This window comes from Streptomyces sp. NPDC045968 (assembly GCF_056430475.1).
Map to the genome: position 1 here is coordinate 63,482 of NZ_JBWKLF010000003.1, position 18,883 is coordinate 82,364.

General features: G+C 70.4%; 18 protein-coding genes. 7 read left to right on the forward strand and 11 right to left on the reverse strand.

The features are described 5' to 3' along the window. Nucleotides 1–39: 39 nt before the first annotated feature. Complete coding sequence (dacB, locus tag AC07FA_RS09715; RefSeq protein WP_479074359.1) at nucleotides 40–1,524, reverse strand: D-alanyl-D-alanine carboxypeptidase/D-alanyl-D-alanine endopeptidase; 1,485 nt, start codon at nucleotides 1,522–1,524, stop codon at nucleotides 40–42. Nucleotides 1,525–1,610: 86 nt separating this feature from the next. Here dacB and AC07FA_RS09720 point away from each other — a divergent pair, with 86 nt between their 5' ends. Both AC07FA_RS09720 and AC07FA_RS09725 read left to right on the forward strand, forming a co-directional pair. Further along, nucleotides 1,611–2,105 (forward strand): inorganic diphosphatase, encoded by a 495-nt coding sequence (locus AC07FA_RS09720; protein WP_185302784.1) that lies wholly within the window; start codon nucleotides 1,611–1,613, stop codon nucleotides 2,103–2,105. 178 nt (nucleotides 2,106–2,283) lie between these two features. Next, a complete protein-coding gene (locus tag AC07FA_RS09725; RefSeq protein ID WP_479074361.1) occupies nucleotides 2,284–3,981 on the forward strand; it encodes a threonine/serine exporter family protein in 1,698 nt (565 codons plus the stop codon). Between the two features lie 18 nt (nucleotides 3,982–3,999). Here the strand turns inward: AC07FA_RS09725 and AC07FA_RS09730 are convergent, their stop codons facing one another. Further along, complete coding sequence (locus tag AC07FA_RS09730) at nucleotides 4,000–4,725, reverse strand: DedA family protein (protein WP_479074363.1); 726 nt, start codon at nucleotides 4,723–4,725, stop codon at nucleotides 4,000–4,002. Nucleotides 4,726–4,872: 147 nt separating this feature from the next. Between AC07FA_RS09730 and AC07FA_RS09735 the strand changes: the two genes are divergently transcribed. Next, nucleotides 4,873–5,238 (forward strand): YbjQ family protein, encoded by a 366-nt coding sequence (locus AC07FA_RS09735; protein ID WP_479074364.1) that lies wholly within the window; start codon nucleotides 4,873–4,875, stop codon nucleotides 5,236–5,238. Nucleotides 5,239–5,283: 45 nt separating this feature from the next. On the opposite strand, the gene AC07FA_RS09740 is transcribed toward AC07FA_RS09735, so the two are convergent. Further along, the gene (locus AC07FA_RS09740) at nucleotides 5,284–6,042 is read right to left on the reverse strand and encodes a MerR family transcriptional regulator (protein WP_479074366.1); all 759 of its coding nucleotides are present in this window, start codon (nucleotides 6,040–6,042) and stop codon (nucleotides 5,284–5,286) included. 106 nt (nucleotides 6,043–6,148) lie between these two features. Here AC07FA_RS09740 and AC07FA_RS09745 point away from each other — a divergent pair, with 106 nt between their 5' ends. Together AC07FA_RS09745 and gad are read left to right on the forward strand one after the other, a co-directional pair. Beyond that, nucleotides 6,149–7,450, forward strand: coding sequence for an ion channel protein (locus AC07FA_RS09745; RefSeq protein WP_479074368.1), 1,302 nt, complete (start codon nucleotides 6,149–6,151; stop codon nucleotides 7,448–7,450). Nucleotides 7,451–7,601: 151 nt separating this feature from the next. Beyond that, complete coding sequence (gad, locus tag AC07FA_RS09750; protein WP_479074369.1) at nucleotides 7,602–9,029, forward strand: glutamate decarboxylase; 1,428 nt, start codon at nucleotides 7,602–7,604, stop codon at nucleotides 9,027–9,029. A gap of 35 nt (nucleotides 9,030–9,064) precedes the next feature. On the opposite strand, the gene AC07FA_RS09755 is transcribed toward gad, so the two are convergent. The 6 genes from AC07FA_RS09755 to AC07FA_RS09780 all read right to left on the reverse strand — a co-directional run bounded on the left by AC07FA_RS09755 (nucleotide 9,065) and on the right by AC07FA_RS09780 (nucleotide 14,643). Then, on the reverse strand, nucleotides 9,065–9,898 hold the full coding sequence (locus AC07FA_RS09755; protein WP_479074371.1) for an ABC transporter permease: 834 nt from the start codon (nucleotides 9,896–9,898) through the stop codon (nucleotides 9,065–9,067). Beyond that, nucleotides 9,895–10,842 carry an ATP-binding cassette domain-containing protein gene (locus AC07FA_RS09760; RefSeq protein ID WP_479074372.1) on the reverse strand — a complete coding sequence of 316 codons (948 nt, stop codon included), beginning with the start codon at nucleotides 10,840–10,842 and terminating at the stop codon, nucleotides 9,895–9,897. The genes AC07FA_RS09755 and AC07FA_RS09760 overlap by 4 nt, the downstream gene beginning before the upstream one ends. An 80-nt stretch (nucleotides 10,843–10,922) precedes the next feature. Continuing rightward, on the reverse strand, nucleotides 10,923–11,564 hold the full coding sequence (locus tag AC07FA_RS09765) for a PadR family transcriptional regulator (RefSeq protein WP_479074373.1): 642 nt from the start codon (nucleotides 11,562–11,564) through the stop codon (nucleotides 10,923–10,925). A 27-nt stretch (nucleotides 11,565–11,591) separates the two neighbouring features. Continuing rightward, a complete protein-coding gene (locus AC07FA_RS09770; protein WP_479075159.1) occupies nucleotides 11,592–12,146 on the reverse strand; it encodes a DinB family protein in 555 nt (184 codons plus the stop codon). 94 nt (nucleotides 12,147–12,240) lie between these two features. Beyond that, a complete protein-coding gene (locus tag AC07FA_RS09775) occupies nucleotides 12,241–13,698 on the reverse strand; it encodes an aldehyde dehydrogenase family protein (protein WP_479074375.1) in 1,458 nt (485 codons plus the stop codon). Between the two features lie 63 nt (nucleotides 13,699–13,761). After that, nucleotides 13,762–14,643, reverse strand: a complete 882-nt coding sequence (locus tag AC07FA_RS09780) for a helix-turn-helix domain-containing protein (RefSeq protein WP_479075161.1) — start codon at nucleotides 14,641–14,643, stop codon at nucleotides 13,762–13,764. A gap of 344 nt (nucleotides 14,644–14,987) precedes the next feature. Between AC07FA_RS09780 and AC07FA_RS09785 the strand changes: the two genes are divergently transcribed. After that, nucleotides 14,988–15,500 carry an ATP-binding protein gene (locus AC07FA_RS09785; protein WP_479074377.1) on the forward strand — a complete coding sequence of 171 codons (513 nt, stop codon included), beginning with the start codon at nucleotides 14,988–14,990 and terminating at the stop codon, nucleotides 15,498–15,500. A 101-nt stretch (nucleotides 15,501–15,601) separates the two neighbouring features. Here the strand turns inward: AC07FA_RS09785 and AC07FA_RS09790 are convergent, their stop codons facing one another. Continuing rightward, a complete protein-coding gene (locus tag AC07FA_RS09790; protein ID WP_033296523.1) occupies nucleotides 15,602–15,844 on the reverse strand; it encodes a DUF397 domain-containing protein in 243 nt (80 codons plus the stop codon). Between the two features lie 251 nt (nucleotides 15,845–16,095). Here AC07FA_RS09790 and AC07FA_RS09795 point away from each other — a divergent pair, with 251 nt between their 5' ends. Next, complete coding sequence (locus AC07FA_RS09795) at nucleotides 16,096–16,611, forward strand: hypothetical protein (protein WP_479074378.1); 516 nt, start codon at nucleotides 16,096–16,098, stop codon at nucleotides 16,609–16,611. 10 nt (nucleotides 16,612–16,621) lie between these two features. Here the strand turns inward: AC07FA_RS09795 and AC07FA_RS09800 are convergent, their stop codons facing one another. Further along, a complete protein-coding gene (locus AC07FA_RS09800) occupies nucleotides 16,622–18,808 on the reverse strand; it encodes an FUSC family protein (protein ID WP_479074379.1) in 2,187 nt (728 codons plus the stop codon). Between the last annotated feature and the right edge of the window lie 75 nt (nucleotides 18,809–18,883).

Sequence of the window (18,883 nt, forward strand, 5' to 3'; positions counted from 1 at the left end):
TACGTGAGGGGGTCGCCCCATGGAGGGGTGTTGGACCGCTCATCGTGGGCCGTCGACGAGAGCGGTGGCCAGGGTGTCGAGCGAGGACTGGGCTTCGGACGGGGACGTCGTGCCGGAGGCGAGGAAGGCGAACGCCAGGAGCCGGCCCCGCGTGTCGACGACGGTCCCGGCGAGTGTGTTCACTCCGGTGAGGGTGCCGGTCTTGGCGCGGATCAGGCCGGTGCCGTGGGACTTCTCCGTGTAGCGGCCCTTGAGGGTGCCGCTGAATCCGGCGACGGGGAGGCCGGTGAGGACGGGACGGAGTTCGGGGTGCGCCGGGTCCGCCGCGTGGGCCAGGAGGCCGGCGAGCAGGGCGGCGGTCACCCGGTCGTTCCGGTCGAGGCCGCTGCCGTCGGCGAGGTTCGCGCCCGCCGTCGGCAGGCCCAGCTTCTTCAGCTGTGCGGTGACGGCCCGTCGGCCGCCCGCGAAGTCGGCCCGTTCGCCCGTCGCCAGCGCCGTTTCGCGCATGAGGGCTTCGGCGATGTCGTTGTCACTGTTGGTCAGGGCCCGCTCGACCAGCGCCGACATGGGTTTCGAGCGGTGCGTGGCGACCGTCCGGGACTTCGCCGGGGCCCGGTGGCGGGTGGGCGCGGCCTCGGTGGCGATGCCGGCCTCGTCGAGCAGGACGGCGAAGGCGCGCGCGGCGTCCCCGGCCGGGTCGGCGGTCCGCGGGGCGGGCCCGTGGGTGGAGCCGTCGAGCCGGCCCTCGTCGATCATGAGGGCGCTGACGGGGGCGATGTTCTCGTTGGGGCCGATGGGGTGCAACGGGGGCCCGGTGTAGCGGGAGGTGTCGTACGTGAGCTTTACGGTGCTGATCTCCTGCTCCCGCACCGCGTCCGCGGCGTCGGCGGCGAGGCGGCGCAGGGCGGCCTTGTCCAGGGTGGGGTCGCCGCCGCCGACGAGGGTGAGGGTCCGCGAGTCCGCGGAGGCCCGGACGGTCGTGGCGATGCGGTGGTCCGTGCCGAGGGCGCGGAGCGCGGCGACGGTGGTGGCGATCTTCACCGTGGAGGCGGGGGTCATCGGGGTGCCGGTGCCCTGTCCGTACAGCTCCTTCCCGGTGGCCGTGTCGATGACGGCGCCGGTGCGGCGGGTGCCGAGGGCGGGGCCGTTCAGGAGGGGGCCGAGGACGGCGGTGAGACCGGCGGCGTCCTTGGACGCCGTCCGGGTGACGGGGCCGCCCAGCGCGGTGAGCACGGCGGGGGCGCTGGGCGCGGGCTTCGGCGCGGCGGGCGTGGTGCGCTCGTGATGTGCGCCACCTGTGTGGTCCCGGGCGACGGCCAGGTCCCGCTCGGCCTTACGCTGACCGGTGTCCCAGGGACCGGCGGCGACGACGGCGCCGGTGGCCACGAGCAGTCCGAGCACCGCGGAGCCTGCTACGAACCGCCGACTGCCCGACCCGATCAGCCGTTTCCGGTTCTTCGGGTCTTTCAGCCTGTCCCACATGTTCGACGGACGGATCGACGGTCTTTCCACCGGCTCGGCCACCGTTGACCAGCCCCTTTCGCGAGCACCCATCTGCGTGGGGGACACTTAATCACCAGTCGTATGTGTTGATCATGGAGGAGCCACCCGTGGAGTTCGACGTCGTTATCGAGATCCCTAAGGGTTCGCGGAACAAGTACGAGGTGGACCACGAGACCGGTCGCATCCGCCTGGACCGTCGACTCTTCACCTCGACCAGCTACCCGGCCGACTACGGCTACGTCGAGAACACCCTCGGCGAGGACGGCGACCCGCTGGACGCGCTGGTCATCCTGGAGGAGCCGACCTTCCCCGGTTGCCTCATCAAGTGCCGTGCCATCGGCATGTTCCGCATGACGGACGAGGCGGGCGGCGACGACAAGCTGCTGTGCGTCCCGGCGTCCGACCCCCGGGTGGAGCACCTGCGCGACATCCACCACGTGTCGGAGTTCGACCGCCTGGAGATCCAGCACTTCTTCGAGGTCTACAAGGACCTGGAGCCCGGCAAGTCCGTCGAGGGCGCCGACTGGGTCGGCCGCACCGAGGCCGAGGCCGAGATCGAGGCGTCCTACAAGCGTCTTGAGGCGCAGGGCGGCGCGCACTGACGCAACGCTTCCGTTTCCGCCCGGGCCAGTCGGTCCGGGCGGGTCGGTGAACGGGCGGCACACCTTCACGGGTGGGCCGCCCGTTTCGCGTCCCGGGCCATGTCCGTGCCCATACTGGGCACGAGACAGAGCCCTGGGCGCAGCCGAGGAAACGAGCCGAAGGGATGGAGGTCGAGTAGTGGCGGAACAGGGCGGTCCGGAGGACCAGAAGCCCCAGTCCGACGAGGCACGCAGCGCCTTCGTGCCACCTGAGGGCGTGGACCAGCCCGCGGCGCCTGTCGAGGACGACCATCCGACATCGGAGTTCGCTCTTCCGGCAGGTCTGCACACGGACCCTTCGGGGGCATCGGGCTCGGGGCCCGGAACGGGTTCCGGTTCCGGTTCGGACACGCTGACGTCCGCGTTCGTGCCGCCGCGCGCCTACAGCGCCCAGCACGCACCGCCCGCCTTCACCCCGGCCCACGGCAGCCCGATGATCCGGCTGACCAAGGAGGCCCCCTGGCAGGACCGGATGCGGACCATGCTGCGGATGCCGGTGACCGAACGGCCCGCGCCCGAGAGCATCCAGCGGACCGATGACACCGGCCCCGCCGTACCGCGCGTGCTCGACCTGACGCTGCGTATCGGGGAGCTGCTGCTGGCGGGCGGTGAGGGCGCGGAGGACGTCGAGGCCGCCATGTTCGCGGTGACGCGTTCGTACGGACTCGACCGGTCCGAGCCGACCGTCACCTTCACGCTGCTGTCGATCTCTCACCAGCCGTCGCTGGTCGATGACCCGGTGACGGCGAGCCGGACCGTACGCCGCCGCGGCACCGACTACACCCGGCTGGCGGCCGTGTTCCGGCTGGTCGACGACATCACGACCGAGGACGTCGAGGTCTCGCTGGAGGACGCGTACGGGCGTCTCGCCGAGATCCGCCGTAACCGGCATCCGTACCCGGGATGGGTCCTGACGGCCGCCGCCGGTCTGCTGGCCGGTGCGGCATCCGTGCTGGTGGGCGGTGGTGTGCTGGTCTTCCTCGTGGCAGCGGCCGGCGCGATGCTCGGCGACCGGCTGGCGTGGCTCTGCGCGGGGCGCGGCCTGCCGGAGTTCTACCAGTTCCTGGTCGCGGCGATGCCGCCCGCGGCCATGGGCGTCCTGCTGACGATGACCCACTCCACGGACATCCGCCCGTCCGCGGTGATCACCGGTGGGCTGTTCGCGCTGCTGCCGGGGCGGGCCCTGGTAGCGGGTGTGCAGGACGGGCTGACCGGCTACTACATCACGGCCGCCGCACGGCTCCTGGAAGTCATGTACTTCTTCATCGGCATCGTCGCCGGGGTGCTGCTGATCCTCTATCTGGGCGTCCAGCTGGGGGTCGGGCTGAACCCCGAGGAGCGCTTCGTGGCCATCGACAGGCCCGTGCTCCAGATCCTGGCGTCGATGGCGCTCAGCCTGGCCTTCGCGCTGCTGCTCCAGCAGGAGCGCTCGACCGTCCTCATGGTCACCCTCAACGGCGGCGTGGCCTGGATCATCTACGGGGCCATGGCCCGCACGGGCGACATCTCGCCGGTCGCGGCGACGGCGGTGGCGGCCGGTCTGGTGGGGCTGTTCGGCCAGTTGTTCTCGCGCTACCAGTACACCTCTTCGCTGCCGTTCATCACGGCGGCGATCGGTCCGCTGCTGCCCGGCTCCGCGACGTACTTCGGTCTGCTGGGTGTGGCCCAGGGGGAGCTGGACGCGGGGCTCGCCTCCCTGTCGACCGCGGTGGCGACGGCGCTGGCCATCGCGATCGGGGTGAACCTGGGAAGCGAGATCTCGCGGCTGTTCATGCGGGTGCCCGGGGCCGTCGGCGGTGCGGGCCGCCGCGCGGCCAAGCGGACGCGCGGCTTCTGAGCCCGTACGGCGACGGGGTCAGCGCTTGGCGTGCCGGCCGCGCTGGCCTGCGGAGGGGTTGCCGCCTGCGGCCGGACCGCCGCCGGAGTGCCCCGGGTCGTCCTGCCCGCGCGCGGCTTCCTTCTTCGACTTGCCGCGGGCGCGCAGGAACTCGAAGGCGATCGGGAGCACCGAGACGAGCACGATCAGGATGAGGATCAGCTCGATGTGCGCGTGCACGAAGTCGATCTTGCCGAGCATGGCTCCGAGGACGGTGACGCCGACGCCCCAGAGGATGCCGCCGATGATGTTGTACGTGATGAACGAGCGGTAGTTCATCCGGCTCACACCGGCGATGATCGGCGTGAACGTACGCACCACGGGCACGAAGCGGGCCAGGACCAGGGACTTCGGGCCGTACTTCTCGAAGAAGTCGTGGGCCTTCTCGACGTTCTCCTGCTTGAAGAGGCGGGAGTCCGGGCGCTTGAAGAGGGCCGGGCCCACCTTCCGGCCGAAGAGATAGCCGACCTGGTCACCGATGATCGCGGCCAGGGCGACCAGGGTGCAGACCAGCCACAGCGGGTACTTCAGGTCCCCCGTCGTCACCAGCAGACCCGTGGTGAACAGCAGGGAGTCGCCGGGCAGGAAGAAGCCGATCAGCAGTCCGGACTCGGCGAAGACGATGGCGAGGAGGCCGGGAAGCCCGAAGGTGTTGAGCAGATAGTCCGGGTCCAGCCAGCTCGGGCCGAGCGCAAGCGTATTCAAGGGTCCGGGCTCCAGGATCGATCGATGGCGGCTGCGTGGCCGCCCCAAGCTATCAACGCTGCGAGGCGCCTCCGGGTTCCAACGGCGTAGGCGGAAATGCACAGGGAGCGAACCGGGGCAAAGCTGTCCGCAGGAGGTGCCACAACCATGGGCATTGAGGACTACGGCGGCGGACAGGCGGCTCAGGCCGATGTGCTCATCGTCACGACGAACGACGTTCCCGGGCATCAGGTGACGCAGGTGATCGGCGAGGTGTTCGGCCTCACCGTGCGGTCGCGCCACCTGGGCAGCCAGATCGGCGCCGGTCTGAAGTCGATGATCGGCGGCGAGCTGAAGGGGCTGACGAAGACCCTGGTCGAGACCCGCAACCAGGCGATGGAACGGCTCGTCGAGCAGGCCAGGTCGCGGGGCGCCAACGCGGTGCTGATGATGCGGTTCGACGTGAGCGAGGCCGCCGACGTGGGGACGGAGGTCTGCGCGTACGGGACGGCGGCGGTGATCAGCAGGCTGTGAGCGGTACGGGGGCGGGGCGCCCCGCCCCCGTACCGACGGGCGCGGTTACGCCCGGCGCTCGGCGTTGGCGTTGATCGCGTCCCGCAGGTGCTCGGCCAGGCCCGGCCTCATCGACTCGTAATACGCGCGGAACTGCGGGTCGCAGACGTACATCTCGCCGAGCCCGCGGTGGATCGTGAGCGTGCAGTCGTAGAACCACGTCGTGATGTGCTGCCGGTGGTCCTCGGCGAGGTCCATCGCCCGCTCACCGGTGGCCGGCTCGCCCGCCTCCATCAGCGCGCTGTAGCGCTCGCCCCAGTCGGTGACCTCCGCCTGCATCCGCTTCCAGTCGTCCTTGGTGTAGCGGGCGACGCGGCGCTGCGACTCGGCGTAGGTCTCGGTGCCTCCCCAGCGGCGTTCGGACTCCTCCGCGTACGCCTCGGGGTCCTTGCCCCCGAAGACCTCGAACTTCTCCTCGGGCGTGAGGTTGATGCCCATCTTCTTCGCCTCCATGGCTGTTTCGACGGCGGCGGCCATCTTCCGCAGTGCGGCGATCCGGTCGGACAGCAACGCGTGCTGGCGGCGCAGGTGTTCCCGCGGGTCCGCTTCCGGGTCGTCGAGCAGGACCGCGATGCCGTCGAGCGGGAAGCCGAGCTCCCGGTAGAACAGGATCTGCTGAAGCCGGTCGAGGTCCCCGTCGTCGTAACGGCGGTGGCCCGCGTGGCTGCGCCCGCTGGGCGACAGCAGGCCGATTCCGTCGTAGTGGTGCAGCGTGCGCACCGTGACCCCGGCGAATTCGGCGACCTGTCCTACGGAGTAGCTCACGGCCCCCCGCTCCCTTCTGTTGCTCGGTACGTGCCTCAGCCTGAGTCCTGACGTGGCGTGAGGTGCAAGCGGGAAATCATGCGGCCTGACGAAGACTTTGAGGAGTATGCGGCTTTTACGCCGTTATGGTGAGCCGGTGGCCCCCGAATCGCCTTCCCCCGCGCCCACACCGGCCCATCGGCTGCTGCTGGTCATCGTGCCCGCCCTCACCGTGGGAGTGGTCTCCGCGCTCGTACTGCTCGGCGTCAGCCTGCTCGCGGACGAACTCAAGGACGTGCTCTGGAAGACCCTTCCCGACGCGCTCGGCGTGGGCGGGTACTCCTCCCTGTGGATGATCGTCATGCTCACCGCCACCGGCCTGGCGGTGGGTCTGGTCGTCCGCACCGTGCACGGACACGCCGGACCCGATCCGGCCACCACAGGGCTGGTCGACACCCCGATGGCACCCGGCGTCCTCCCCGGGCTGCTCCTGGTGACCCTGCTGGCGCTGGCCGGCGGAGTGAGTCTGGGGCCCGAGAACCCGATCACGGCCGCGAACATCGCGCTGGCCTTCTGGCTCGGCCGCCGTGCGCTGCCCGGGGCGCCCGCCGAGATGTGGGTCTACCTCGCGGCGGCCGGCACCATCGGCGCCCTGTTCGGCACGCCCGTGGCCGCGGCGCTGATCCTCTCCGAGAGCCTCGCCTCGCGCCCCGCCCCCGGGGCGCTCTGGGACCGGCTCTTCGCCCCGCTCGCGGCGGGCGCCGCGGGTTCGCTCACCATGATGCTGACCGCCCATCCGAGCTTCGACCTGTCACTGCCCGACTACACGAAGCCCGCCTGGGGCGACCTGCTCTCCTCGGTCGTGATCGCCTCCGCGGGAGCGCTGCTCGGACTGGTGGCGGTGTACGCGTTCCCGGTGGCCCACCGGCTGTTCACAGCGCTGAGGCATCCGGTGCTCGCGATGACGCTGGGCGGACTGCTGCTCGGCCTGCTGGGGGCCCTGGGCGGCCACCTCACGCTCTTCAAGGGGCTTGAGGAGGTGAAGGAACTCGCCGCGCATCCCGGCAACTGGACAGCCGGGGAGTTCGCCGTGATGGCGGTGGTGAAGACGGCGGCGCTGGTCGTCGCCGCGACCTGCGGCTTCCGGGGCGGGCGGATCTTCCCTGCCGTCTTCGTCGGAGTCGCGCTCGGGCTCTGCGCGAACACCCTCGTCGATTCCGTACCGCCCGCGCTCGCCGTGTCCTGTGCGGTGCTGGGCGTCCTGCTGGCCGTGACCCGCCAGGGCTGGCTGAGCCTGTTCACCGCGGCCGTGCTGGTGAGCGACACAACCGTCCTGCCCGTGCTCTGCATCGCCTCGCTGCCGGCCTGGCTGCTGGCGACGGGGCGGCCGCAGATGCAGTTGCGCGAGGACGGTACGCCGCTGAGGTGAGGTGACGGGGGGCCGCCCTCCGGTGGCGCCCACTCGACGCGCCGGTTGGGATGTATGTCCGTATCGTCGCGTTCGTGCGGTCTATGTCCGGTCGGTGTTCCGCCCGGCGCAGACCCCGACCGCCGCCGAGAGCCGAGAAGGGCTGCCGCCGATGCCGCTTCACAAAGGTGCCCACGGGCACGAGGACGAACCCCCCGAGGAGCGGCGCAGGCTCGCCCTCAACCCGTTCTTCGGCGAGGCCGATCCGACGGCGGCCATGACGTCGGCGCCGCCCAGGCACCGGCTGCCGGACGGGCCGGTCCCGCCGTCGACGGCGTACGCGCTCGTGCACGACGAGCTGATGCTCGACGGCAACGCGCGGCTGAACCTGGCCACGTTCGTCACCACCTGGATGGAGCCGCAGGCCGGGGTGCTGATGGGCGAGTGCCGCGACAAGAACATGATCGACAAGGACGAGTATCCGCGCACGGCCGAGCTGGAGCGGCGCTGCGTCTCGATGCTCGCCGACCTGTGGCACGCGCCGGACCCGGCGGCCGCGGTGGGCTGCTCGACGACGGGTTCCAGCGAGGCGTGCATGCTCGCGGGAATGGCGCTGAAGCGGCGCTGGGCGGCGCGGAACGCCGACCGTTACCCGGGCACCGCGCGGCCCAATCTGGTGATGGGCATCAACGTGCAGGTCTGCTGGGAGAAGTTCTGTACGTTCTGGGAGGTCGAGGCCCGGCAGGTCCCGATGGAGGGGGGCCGCTTCCATCTCGACCCACAGGCCGCCGCCGAGCTCTGCGACGAGAACACGATCGGGGTGGTCGGGATCCTCGGCTCCACGTTCGACGGTTCGTACGAGCCGATCGCGGCGCTGTGCGCGGCGCTGGACGAGCTCCAGGAGCACACCGGCCTGGACATCCCCGTCCATGTGGACGGGGCGTCCGGGGCGATGGTGGCTCCGTTCCTCGACGAGGACCTGGTGTGGGACTTCCGGCTTCCCCGCGTCTCGTCGATCAACACCTCCGGGCACAAGTACGGCCTGGTCTATCCCGGGGTGGGCTGGGCCCTGTGGCGTTCGGCCGCGGAGCTGCCGGAGGAGCTGGTCTTCCGGGTCAACTACCTGGGCGGCGACATGCCGACGTTCGCGCTGAACTTCTCCCGGCCGGGGGCGCAGGTGGTGGCGCAGTACTACACGTTCCTGCGGCTGGGGCGGGAGGGATACCGGGCGGTCCAGCAGGCGTCGCGGGATGTGGCGCGGGGGGTGGCACAGGCGATCGAGAGCCTGGGGGACTTCCAGCTCCTGACGCGGGGCGACGAGTTGCCGGTGTTCGCGTTCACCACGGCGCCGGACGTGAAGGCGTACGACGTGTTCGACGTGTCGCGGCGGTTGCGGGAGCACGGATGGCTGGTCCCGGCGTACACGTTTCCGGCTCACCGGGAGGATCTGTCGGTGCTGCGGGTGGTGTGCCGGAACGGGTTCTCGTCGGATCTCGCGGAGCTGCTGGTGGAGGACCTCCGGCGGTTGCTGCCGGACCTTCGGGCGCAGGGGCACCCGTTGAGCCGTGACCGGGGTGCGGCCACGGCGTTCCATCACTGAGGGATGAACGGACGGGCCGGAGGCGGCCCGTCCGGTCAGTTGTCCAGGTTCTTGAAACGGGTGACCGCCAGGGGGAGGAACACCGCCGTCAGCGCCAGCGGCCAGGCCACTGCCAGGAGTTCGGCGTGGTCCGATGCCCAGGTGCCGCCCGCGGCGCCCGGATTGCCGAACAGACCGCGTACCGCTGTCGCCGTCGCCGACATCGGGTTCCATTCGACGACCGCTCCGAGCCAGCCCGGCATCGACTCCGGGGTCGCGAAGACGTTGGAGAGGAAGCCCACCGGCCAGACCAGGATCTGTACGGCCTGCACCATCTCCGGCCTGCCCGCCACCATCGCCAGCTGGATGCCCATCCACAGCATCGCGAACCGGAGCAGCAGCAGGAGCCCCACCGCGCCGAGTGCGGCGGCGAGGCCGTTGTGCCAGCGCCAGCCGACCGCGTAACCGACGCCGGTCATGACGGCGAGCGCCGCCACCGACTGGAGCATGTCGGCGACGCTCCGGCCGACCAGGACGGCGCCCGAGACCATCGGCATGGAGCGGAACCGGTCGATGACGCCCTTGCCGAGGTCCTGGGTGACGGCGAGCATCGTCCCCTCCAGGCCGAAGGCCATGGTGAGCGCGAGCATGCCGGGCACCAGGAACTCGGTGGTGTCGCCGTCGACTCCCCGGCCCCCGCCGACCAGGTAGTTGAACATCAGGAGCAGCATCACCGGGAAGACCAGGCCGACGACCACCTGGACCGGCTGCCGTGCCCAGTGCGCCAGTTCGCGCCGGGTCATCGTCCAGGAGTCGGCCAGTGCCCAGCCGACGCGGCCTGTCGACGTGACCTTCGTCGTCGCTGCCGCCGTTGCCGTACCCGCGCTCATGCCGCCACCTCCGCGTCGTCCGATGTCCGTTCCGTGAGGGCCAGGAACACCTCGTCGAGCGTCGGACGCCGTACCGCGATGTCCTCCGCCTCGATGTCCGCCTCCTCCAGCGCCCGTACGGTCCGGGTCAGTGCCGCCATCCGGTCCGGGGCGGGCGCGTTGAGCAGCCGCCGGTCCTCGTCCACGGTCACGCCGTCCCCCAGCAGCGCCGCCGCTTCCCCGAGCCTGGCCGCGTCACGCAGGACCACGTCGATCCGGTCGCCGCCCACCCTCGCCTTCAGCTCGTCGGCCGTCCCGTCCGCGACGGCCCGCCCCCGGTCGATCACCGAGATGCGGTCGGCCAGCTGGTCCGCCTCGTCCAGATACTGCGTGGTCAGCAGGACGGTCGTGCCACCGCCCACCAGGGAACGCACCGCGCTCCACACCTCGGCCCTGCCGCGCGGGTCCAGGCCGGTCGTGGGCTCGTCCAGGAACAGCACCTCCGGGTCGGTGATCAGGGAGGCGGCCAGATCGAGCCGCCGCCGCATGCCTCCGCTGTACTGCTTGACGGGCTTGCGGCCGGTGTCGGCGAGCCCGAACCGCTCCAGCAGGGCGTCCGCCCGTGCGCCCGCCCGGCGTGCGCCCAGGTGGTACAACCGGCCGAACATCTCCAGGTTCTGCCGGCCGCCCAGCTCCTCGTCCACCGCCGCGTGCTGCCCGAGCAGGCCGATCCGCTGCCGGACCTCGCGCGCACCGGTGCGTACGTCGTGTCCCGCCACCTCGACCCGTCCCTCGTCGTGCCTGAGCAGGGTCGACAGGATGCGGACGGCCGTGGTCTTGCCCGCGCCGTTGGGGCCGAGCACGCCGTGCACGGTGCCCCGGCGGACGGTGAGGTCCAGCCCGTCCAGGGCGCGCTTGTCCCCGTACCGCTTGTGAACGCCTTCTACGACGATCGCGTCGGTCACGTTCTCCCCCAGCTCCTCGCGTAGTCAAACTTGACTAGATGCAGGAAGGTATCCCACGCCCATGCATTCGTCAAACTTGATTAGTGGGCATCCCCAGGATCGGGGATGCCGGTCGCGTACGGGTTCTCCTCGCCCTCACCGAGCACCCCAACGAACGGCTCGCCCTCGCCCGCGAAGGTGTACGCGCCACCCTCGATCCGGGCGACGAGACCGCGCGTCCACTCCGCGCCCGCGTCCGCCGAGTGCACCCACAGATGCATGATCTCGCCGATGTGGCCGAGCTGCTCCGGCCCGTCCTCGGGGATGTAGTGCTCGGTGACCGAGGTCCGCCACGCCTCGATGGCCGCGATCCGCTGCCGCAGCAGCGCGACCGCCTCGGACCGCTCCAGGTCGACGATGAAGCCGATGGCCGCCGAGAGCACGTCCATCTTCTGGTCGTACGAGATGATCGCCTCGCGCAGCAGCGTCAGGAACTCCCGCGTTCCCCGGTCGGTGATCTCGTACTCGGTGCGCGGCGGGCCGCCGGCCGTGGACGGGGCGACCTCGTGCGCGACCAGCAGGCCCTGCTTCGCCATCTGCTTGAGAGCGTGGTAGATCGATCCGGGTTTCGCGTTGGACCACTCGTGCGCGCCCCAGTACTCCAGGTCGTTGCGGACCTGATAGCCGTGCGCACGGCCGTGCTGACGCACGGCACCGAGGACCAGCAGCCGGATCGCGGACATTCCCACACTCTTTCTATTCAACTTTGACTAGGAGCTGCCCTCAGCGTAGCCCGCGTCCTGGGCCACCAGCTCGAAGGCCGTCCTGCCGTCGAGGGACTCCCGGATGATGTCCGCGTGCCCGGCGTGCCTGCCGATCTCCTCCACGAGGTGGATGAGCAGCCAGCGCATCGAGACCCGGCCGTCCTTGGGGAACCAGGGCGCCTCGGGAAGGGGGAAGGTGTCGTTCATGCTGTCCACCGAGGCGATGAACTCCTCGGTCTCCGCCGCGACCTTCGCCCAGAAGGCGAGGATGCCGGGGACGGACTCGCCCTCGACCAGCCGGAAGCTGTCGCCCCAGGTCTCCTGGGTGCGCGCCTTGTCGTTCGGCCGCTGCTGGGCCATCCGGAGCCAGCTCAGCTCGGTCTCGGCCACGTGCTTGGCCAGCCCGGACAGGGAGAGCTCGCTGGCGCTGGGACGGCTCGCGGCCTGCTCCTCGGAGAGGCCGATGAGCGAACGGCGGATGGCTCCGCGCTGCGCCTCGACGAAGGACAGAAGTGCGCCGCGCTCGTCGCCGTGCGCCTCGGAGAGAACGTGAGTGACCATGGTGACCGCCTTGGGGATCGTGCCGGTGTCCTTCTTCCTGACACCGACCACGTTACGAACCCTTGCGGTCAGCTTCCGTCCTCAACTCTCGGTTTCACAGGGGGAATCGGGTGCGCCCGTGCTGGATGGAGATCCACTTCTGCGTGGTGAACGCCTCCACGGCCGCCTCACCGTTCAGCCGGCCCATCCCGGACATCTTCTCGCCGCCGAAGGCCACGAGCGGGTCGTCCTGGACGGTGGAGTCGTTGACGTGGAACATTCCGCTGACGATGCGCCGGGCGAAGCGCACACCGCGCTCCACGTCCTTCGTGTGCACGGCGCCGCTCAGTCCGTACGGGCTGTCGTTGACGATCCGTACGGCCTCGTCCTCGCCCTCGAACGGCACCAGCAGCGCCACCGGGCCGAAGATCTCCTGAGCCAGCAGCGGAGATCCCTCGGGCAGTCCGGCCAGCACCGTCGGCTCGACGAGGTTGCCGCGCGTCCGGCCCCGTACGAGCGCCGTCGCGCCGTCGGCGATCGCCTGGTCGACCAGAGCGGTCAGGGCCTCCGCCTGGAAGGCGCTGATGACCGGGCCGATCCGGGTGTCCGGATCGCGGGGATCGCCGGTCCTGAGACCGGCCACCTCGGCCGTGAACCGCTCGGTGAACTCGGCCTCGACCGCCCGGTCCACCAGGATGCGGTTGGCGGCCATGCTGACCTGCCCCTGGTACAGGAAACGGCTGAAGACGGCGGCCTGGACCGCGTAGTCGATGTCCGCGTCCTCCAGCACCACCAGGGCGCTGTTGCCGCTGAGTTCGAGGATGACCCGCTTGAAGAGACCGCCCGCCGTCGCGGCGACATGGCGGCCGACCCGGTCCGAACCGGTGAACGAGATCACCTTGGGCACGGGGTGCGCGATGAACGAGTCGCCTATCTCCGCGCTGTCCGTGACCACGATGTTGAGCAGTCCGGCGGGAAGTCCCGCGTCCTCGAAGATCTTGGCCACCAGGGTGCCGCCGACGACGGGAGCGTTCTGGTGGGGCTTGACGACGACCGCGTTACCGAGGGCAAGGGCGGGGGCCACGGACTTCATGGTCACCAGGAAAGGGAAGTTGAAGGCGGAGATCACACCGATGACCCCGACGGGCACCCGGTGGACGCGGTTCTCCTTGCCGTCCACCGGTGAGGGCAGCAGCCGGCCCAGGGGGCGCAGCGCCTGACCGGCCGCCGCGCGCAGGAACTCCTGGCAGGTGCGGACCTCGTACTCCGCCTTGAGGCGGGTGCCGCCCAGTTCCTCGATGATCGCCTCGACGATGGCCTCGGTGCGCTCCTCGATGAGGTCCACGGCGCGGCTCAGCACGGCACGGCGTTCGTACGGGCCGGACGCGGCCCATTTCGGCTGGGCGCGTTCCGCGGCGCGGTAGGCCCTGTCCACCTCCAGCGAGGTGGCGACGGTGATCGAGCTCAGCTTCTCGCCGTTGTAGGGATTGATATCGATGATGTCCCACGAGCCGCTGCCGGTCAGCCACTCGCCGTCGATGTACTGGTGGGCCAGTTCATTGAAGTAGGACATGCAATCCCTTACTGCAGACGCAGACTCCCGGCACGGCTGATACGACGTCATCGTACGTACACATCACGTCAGTTGAAGAAGTCCACGGAGCAGATCCCGGCTCTCTTCGGGGCCGGGGCTGTCCTCATGGAGCCGAATCATGGCCTTTTCGTACTGGGCGACTTCCTCGGCCTTGTCCAGATAAAGCGCACTTGTCAGCTGCTCCAGATAGACAAGGTCCGACAGATCGGATTCCGGGAATCGCAGCATCGTGAATGCGCCGCTCTCTCCCGCATGGCCGCCGAAACTGAAGGGCATCACCTGAAGGGTGATGTTCGGCTGCTCCGACATATCGATCAGATGCCGCAATTGCGCACGCATCACCTCGCGCTCACCGTACGGACGGCGCAGCGCCGCCTCGTCGAGCACGGCGTGGAAGCGCGGGGCCCGCTCGGAGACGAGCGCTTTCTGCCGCTCGAGCCGCAGTGCGACCCGGCGGTCGATCTCGGCCGCGGGGGCGCCGCGCATACCCCGGGAGACCACGGCGTGGGCGTACGCCTCGGTCTGCAACAGACCGTGGACGAACTGGACTTCGTAGATCCGGATGAGCGATGCCGCACCCTCCAGACCGATGTACGTCTGGAACCAGCCAGGCAGCACATCACCGTAACTGTGCCACCAGCCCGCCACGTTGGCCTCACGGGCCAGGCCGAGGAGGGAGTCGCGCTCCACCTCGTCGGCGACGCCGTAGAGCGTGAGCAGGTCCTCGACGTCCCTGGCCTTGAAGCTCACCCGTCCCAACTCCATGCGGCTGATCTTCGATTCGGAGGCGCGGATGGAGTAGCCGGCCGCCTCACGGGTGATGCCGCGCGACTCGCGCAGGCGTCTGAGCTGTGAGCCCAGCAGGATGCGCCGCACCACAGAACCACTCGACTCGCCTGCCGGCACTGGTCCAACCCTCCCCATCGCTTCCCGGACACTCGGGGTTCCCCCTGAACCCCGAGTGCCGGATTCTGCCACCAAAACGCTTCAGCCCGTACTCATTCGATTACGGAAATGGGAAGACTTGCAGAAAGCTTCGAATCTGCCCAGGGGAAGAAATGAGTAAGAACCGGCACGCTGTCGGGCAGGTCCGGCGCGTGCACGTGCATCTGCCCTTGCATCTGCCCTGCGCATTCGGAACGATGGCCATCGCGCACCTGCGTGCTCGTTCGTGTTGTGCCGCTGTACCCCCCGCAGTACCGCTACAGGCAGTGCCGCTACAGCCGCGAATCCCGGGAGTGCCTCGCATGGGGACGAATGGATCGACGATGCTCGAGCCGTTACGGCAGGGGCTTCCACCTACCGACCCCTCGGCGGTCGCCGGATCGGCCTCCTGCACGTTGCCGGCTCGCTACGAAGCGGTGGGCGGGGCGCGGCAGTTCACCAGGAAGACGCTCGCCCAGTGGGAGCTGACCGAGCGGTTCGACGATGTCGCCCTGGTCGTGTCCGAACTCGTCACCAACGCACTGCGTCATGCCCTGCCGGCGGATGTCGCCAGGGACCCGCAGGACCCGCCCGTGCGGCTGCACCTGATGCACTGGACGTCCCGCCTGGTGTGCGCGGTGCGCGATCCCAGCCGGTCCGGTCCGGTGGCCGGTGAGGCGGCGGACTCGGCGGAGTCGGGTCGCGGCCTGTTCCTGGTGGAGTCCTTCAGCGACTCGTGGGGCTGGCACCCCTCCCCCGTACTGGCCGGGGAGAAGCTGCCCACGGGGGCGATGCGCGGAAAGGTGGTCTGGGCGCTGTTCCGGCTGCCGGGCGGCGGGACGGCCGACGGCGCGTAGGAAAGCGCTTCTGCGTGCCGACGCGCGTAGAGCGGGCGTCGACGGCAGGGGCGTGGGCGGGTGTGCGCGCGGGCGCGGGAGTGCGTGAGCGACCGGGGCGGTCAGCCGCCCGCGGCCAGGTGGTCGAACTCCCCGTCCTTGACGCCGAGCAGCAACGCCTCTATCTCGGCCGGCGTATAGACCAGGGCGGGCCCGTCGGGATGGCGCGAGTTCCGCATCGCCACATTCCCTCCGGGCAGTTTCGCGAACTCCACACAGGAGCCCTGGGAGTTGCTGTGTCTGCTCTTCTGCCAGACGACTCCGCGGAGCTCTGTGGCTGCCATGCCGTTGTACACGTGGTGCACAGGACGCTCCCCGAGTTGCAAGGTGCAAGTGTCAACTAGCTCGGATCATAGCTGTGTTCATATGCCAATGCATGAGCAGATGCACGTGCACGCGGGGTGTTCCTTTGATTACAGCTCACTTCCCCACCTGCCCGCCCTCCTGACAGGAGACGAACAGCACGCCTATTCGGCTCCGCCTCAAGGGAGTTACTTCTGCGGCGCTGGTAGTTTGGCGCGGTCTTTCGACCGAAAAACAACAGGGGGAAGTCCACATGGACAGGTTCGTACGTACCGGAGCCATCATCACCGCGGGCCTTGTGGCCGCGCTCGCGCTGACGGCCTGTGGCAGTGACGGCGACGGTGGCGCAGAGGGCCGTAAGGGCGGCTCGGGCAGTTCCGATTCTGGTTCCGATTCCGGCTCCGATTCAGGTTCTGGTTCTGGCTCCGACTCCGGCTCGGCCTCCGGGCAGCCCGGCGCCGGTGCTTCCGAGCTCGAAGGCACCTGGGCGGGGCTGACCGACGGGAAGGCCGTCGCTCTGTCCGTCACCTCCGGCAAGGTCGCGCTCGTCGCCGAACAGAACGTCTGCCAGGGCGAGGTGAAGGACCACGGCAAGGTGATGCTGGCGCTGAAGTGCCCCGGCGGGAACACCGACCGCACCATGGGGTCCGTCGAGTCCAACGACGGCAAGACCCTCGTCGTCTCTTGGGACGCCGGGGCCAAGGACACGCTCACCAAGACCGACGGCACGATGCTTCCCTCCGACCTGCCGGGCATGCCGACCCCCTGACGGCCGGGAGTCATCCACTCCCCGGCTCGCCGGTGCCCCGTTCATCCGCGTCCCGTTCACCCGTGTCCAGGCTCCGTGAGAACTCCTCCAGGGCGTCGAGGAGCAGGCCGGCACCCTCGCGTACGACCGGGTCGGGAAGCTGCGCGGGGACGGCCGCGGGGGCGTCCGCAGGGGCGTCGGCCGGGGCGCCCTCCGTCGTCGCGGCGTGCGAGCCCGACTCCTCGGTGTCCCAGTACGCCACCGTTTCCCGCACCGCTTCCCACTCCGGTACACGGCGTTCCCGCACCGCCTTCGCGCCCCTCTCGGTGGCCTTCCGCAGGGCCGCCGCCAGCTCGGCGGCGCCCGGCACGGGGGCGGCAGACCTCCCCGGCAGATGCGCCTCCAGCACCATCGCGACCCGGCCGAGCCGCGCCAGCGCGTGCTGGGCGTCGTCGGCGGCCGACCGGGAGATGCCCCGGTGGCGTACGGGCTCGTACTGGGCGGTCGCCAGCGCCTCCTGCCAGGCGACCCGGGCCTCCCGGGTCGCCAGCAGGGCGGCGCGTACGTCCTCGTTGCTCCTGGCCGCCGGATCGGCGTACTGGTCGACGACCGTGGCCGCGTAACGGCCGTCCGAGATCAGCCAGTCGGCCAGGCGGTTACGCAGCCGCGGCGTCTCCCAGGCCGGGTAGATGGCGTACGAGACCATCGCGAGGATGCCGCCCGCGAGGGTCAGGCCGACTCGTTCGCTGACGGTCTGCGACCAGTCGTCGCCCGCCATCCCGAGGAGGAAGACGACGTAGGCGGAGACACAGATCTGGCTGATCGCGTAGCCCGTGCGCATCAGCAGGTACATCAGCAGGGCGCAGACCACCGAGAGGGCGGCCGAGAGCGTGGCGTCCGGGCGGACGGTCTGCACGATGACGCTGGCGAGCGTGACCCCGACGACGGTGCCGCCGAAACGGGCCACGGAACGGGAGTACGTCTGCGAGAAGTCCGGGCGCATCACCATGACGGCGACCATCGGCGCCCAGTACCCGTGGCCGAACGGCAGAGCCGCGCCCACCAGGTAGCCCGCCGCCACGACCGCCGAGACCCGGATCGCGTGGCGCAGGATCGGGGACCCGCGCCGCAGCTCGCCCCGCATCGACCTCAGCACGACGGGGACCAGCCGCAGCAGCGTGGGGCGGCGGCGGTGCGGGGCGTCCGGGACGGCGGTCTCCCCGTCTCCCGTGCCGGCGCCCTCGGCGATCTCGATGACGTCGTCGAGCAGCGCGGTGAGCCGGTCGGCGGCGCGGCGGGGCGGGCCGGTGAAGATCACCTCGGTGTCGGGGGTCCTGAGCGTGGCGAGGGCGGGCGCGGGGAGCCGCACCGGGTCGCCCTGCCGGATCGCGCGGGCCGCCGCGTCGAGCACGGACGCGGCGGCCCCGAGCAGTTCGCGAGCCCGGTCGCGTTCCGGCCCCTCCGCCGGGACGCCCAGCGCGGGGTCCGCGAGCGAGGCCAGCACGGGCCTGATCCGTTCGGCGACCCCGCGGGCCCCGTGCAGTTCGGCGGGCCTGCGACGGGCCTGCCGGGGGGTGACGGCGGCGGCGCTGCGGGCGGTCATCATCAGGACCGGGTCGAAGTCGGCCAGGGGATCGTGGCGCAGCCGTCGGGCGTAGTCGCCCACACCGGCGAGGGCATCGGCGAGCGCGTCCCGCTGGGCGCCCCACCTGCGTACCGGGAACAGGATGATCAGCGCGGCCTGGACCACGCCGCCGACCGCGATCATCGCGGCGTGCACGGCCGCTTCGGCGACGGAGGTGGGCAGAGTGATCGTCACCAGCATGATCGCGACGTTGGAGGAGGCGATGATGCCCGCGGTCGGTCCCGCCGCCCAGGCCAGGCCGGCCACGAACGTCCAGAGCACGAGCAGGGCGACGAACAGGCCGGTCTGCGAGACGGTGAGGTAGCCGATGAAGGTCGACACGGCCAGGCTGGCACCGGAGACCAGGGCGAGGACGGGCCTGGGCCGCCAGCTGCGCTGGAAGGTGGCGATCGCCGCCTGGTACGCGCCGAACGCGGAGCTGGCGGCGATCACGGGCCCGAAGAGGGCCAGGCTCGTCCCGAGGACGAGGGCCAGACCCGCGGCCCCGCGGAGCGCGATGAGCGGTTCCAGACGCCGCCGCTCGAACGTCAGCCCCGAGCGGGCGGTCTCCTTCAGCGCCCGGAGCCAGCTCATGGGCCGAGCCTAGCCGCAAAGGCCGAGCCCGGCCGCAATACAGGACAAGGACGACTGGAGCGGATGAACGGGCCT

What these genes read in the sequence shown, in the direction of transcription:
- AC07FA_RS09735 (WP_479074364.1), top strand. Translation starts at nt 4,873, where the DNA reads ATGGGCATTGAGGACTACGGCGGCGGACAGGCGGCTCAGGCCGATGTG.
- AC07FA_RS09745 (WP_479074368.1), top strand. Translation starts at nt 6,149, where the DNA reads ATGCGGCTTTTACGCCGTTATGGTGAGCCGGTGGCCCCCGAATCGCCT.
- gad (WP_479074369.1), top strand. Translation starts at nt 7,602, where the DNA reads ATGCCGCTTCACAAAGGTGCCCACGGGCACGAGGACGAACCCCCCGAG.
- AC07FA_RS09755 (WP_479074371.1), bottom strand. Translation starts at nt 9,898, where the DNA reads ATGAGCGCGGGTACGGCAACGGCGGCAGCGACGACGAAGGTCACGTCG.
- AC07FA_RS09765 (WP_479074373.1), bottom strand. Translation starts at nt 11,564, where the DNA reads ATGTCCGCGATCCGGCTGCTGGTCCTCGGTGCCGTGCGTCAGCACGGC.
- AC07FA_RS09770 (WP_479075159.1), bottom strand. Translation starts at nt 12,146, where the DNA reads ATGGTCACTCACGTTCTCTCCGAGGCGCACGGCGACGAGCGCGGCGCA.
- AC07FA_RS09775 (WP_479074375.1), bottom strand. Translation starts at nt 13,698, where the DNA reads ATGTCCTACTTCAATGAACTGGCCCACCAGTACATCGACGGCGAGTGG.
- AC07FA_RS09780 (WP_479075161.1), bottom strand. Translation starts at nt 14,643, where the DNA reads ATGGGGAGGGTTGGACCAGTGCCGGCAGGCGAGTCGAGTGGTTCTGTG.
- AC07FA_RS09785 (WP_479074377.1), top strand. Translation starts at nt 14,988, where the DNA reads ATGCTCGAGCCGTTACGGCAGGGGCTTCCACCTACCGACCCCTCGGCG.
- AC07FA_RS09795 (WP_479074378.1), top strand. Translation starts at nt 16,096, where the DNA reads ATGGACAGGTTCGTACGTACCGGAGCCATCATCACCGCGGGCCTTGTG.
- AC07FA_RS09800 (WP_479074379.1), bottom strand. Translation starts at nt 18,808, where the DNA reads ATGAGCTGGCTCCGGGCGCTGAAGGAGACCGCCCGCTCGGGGCTGACG.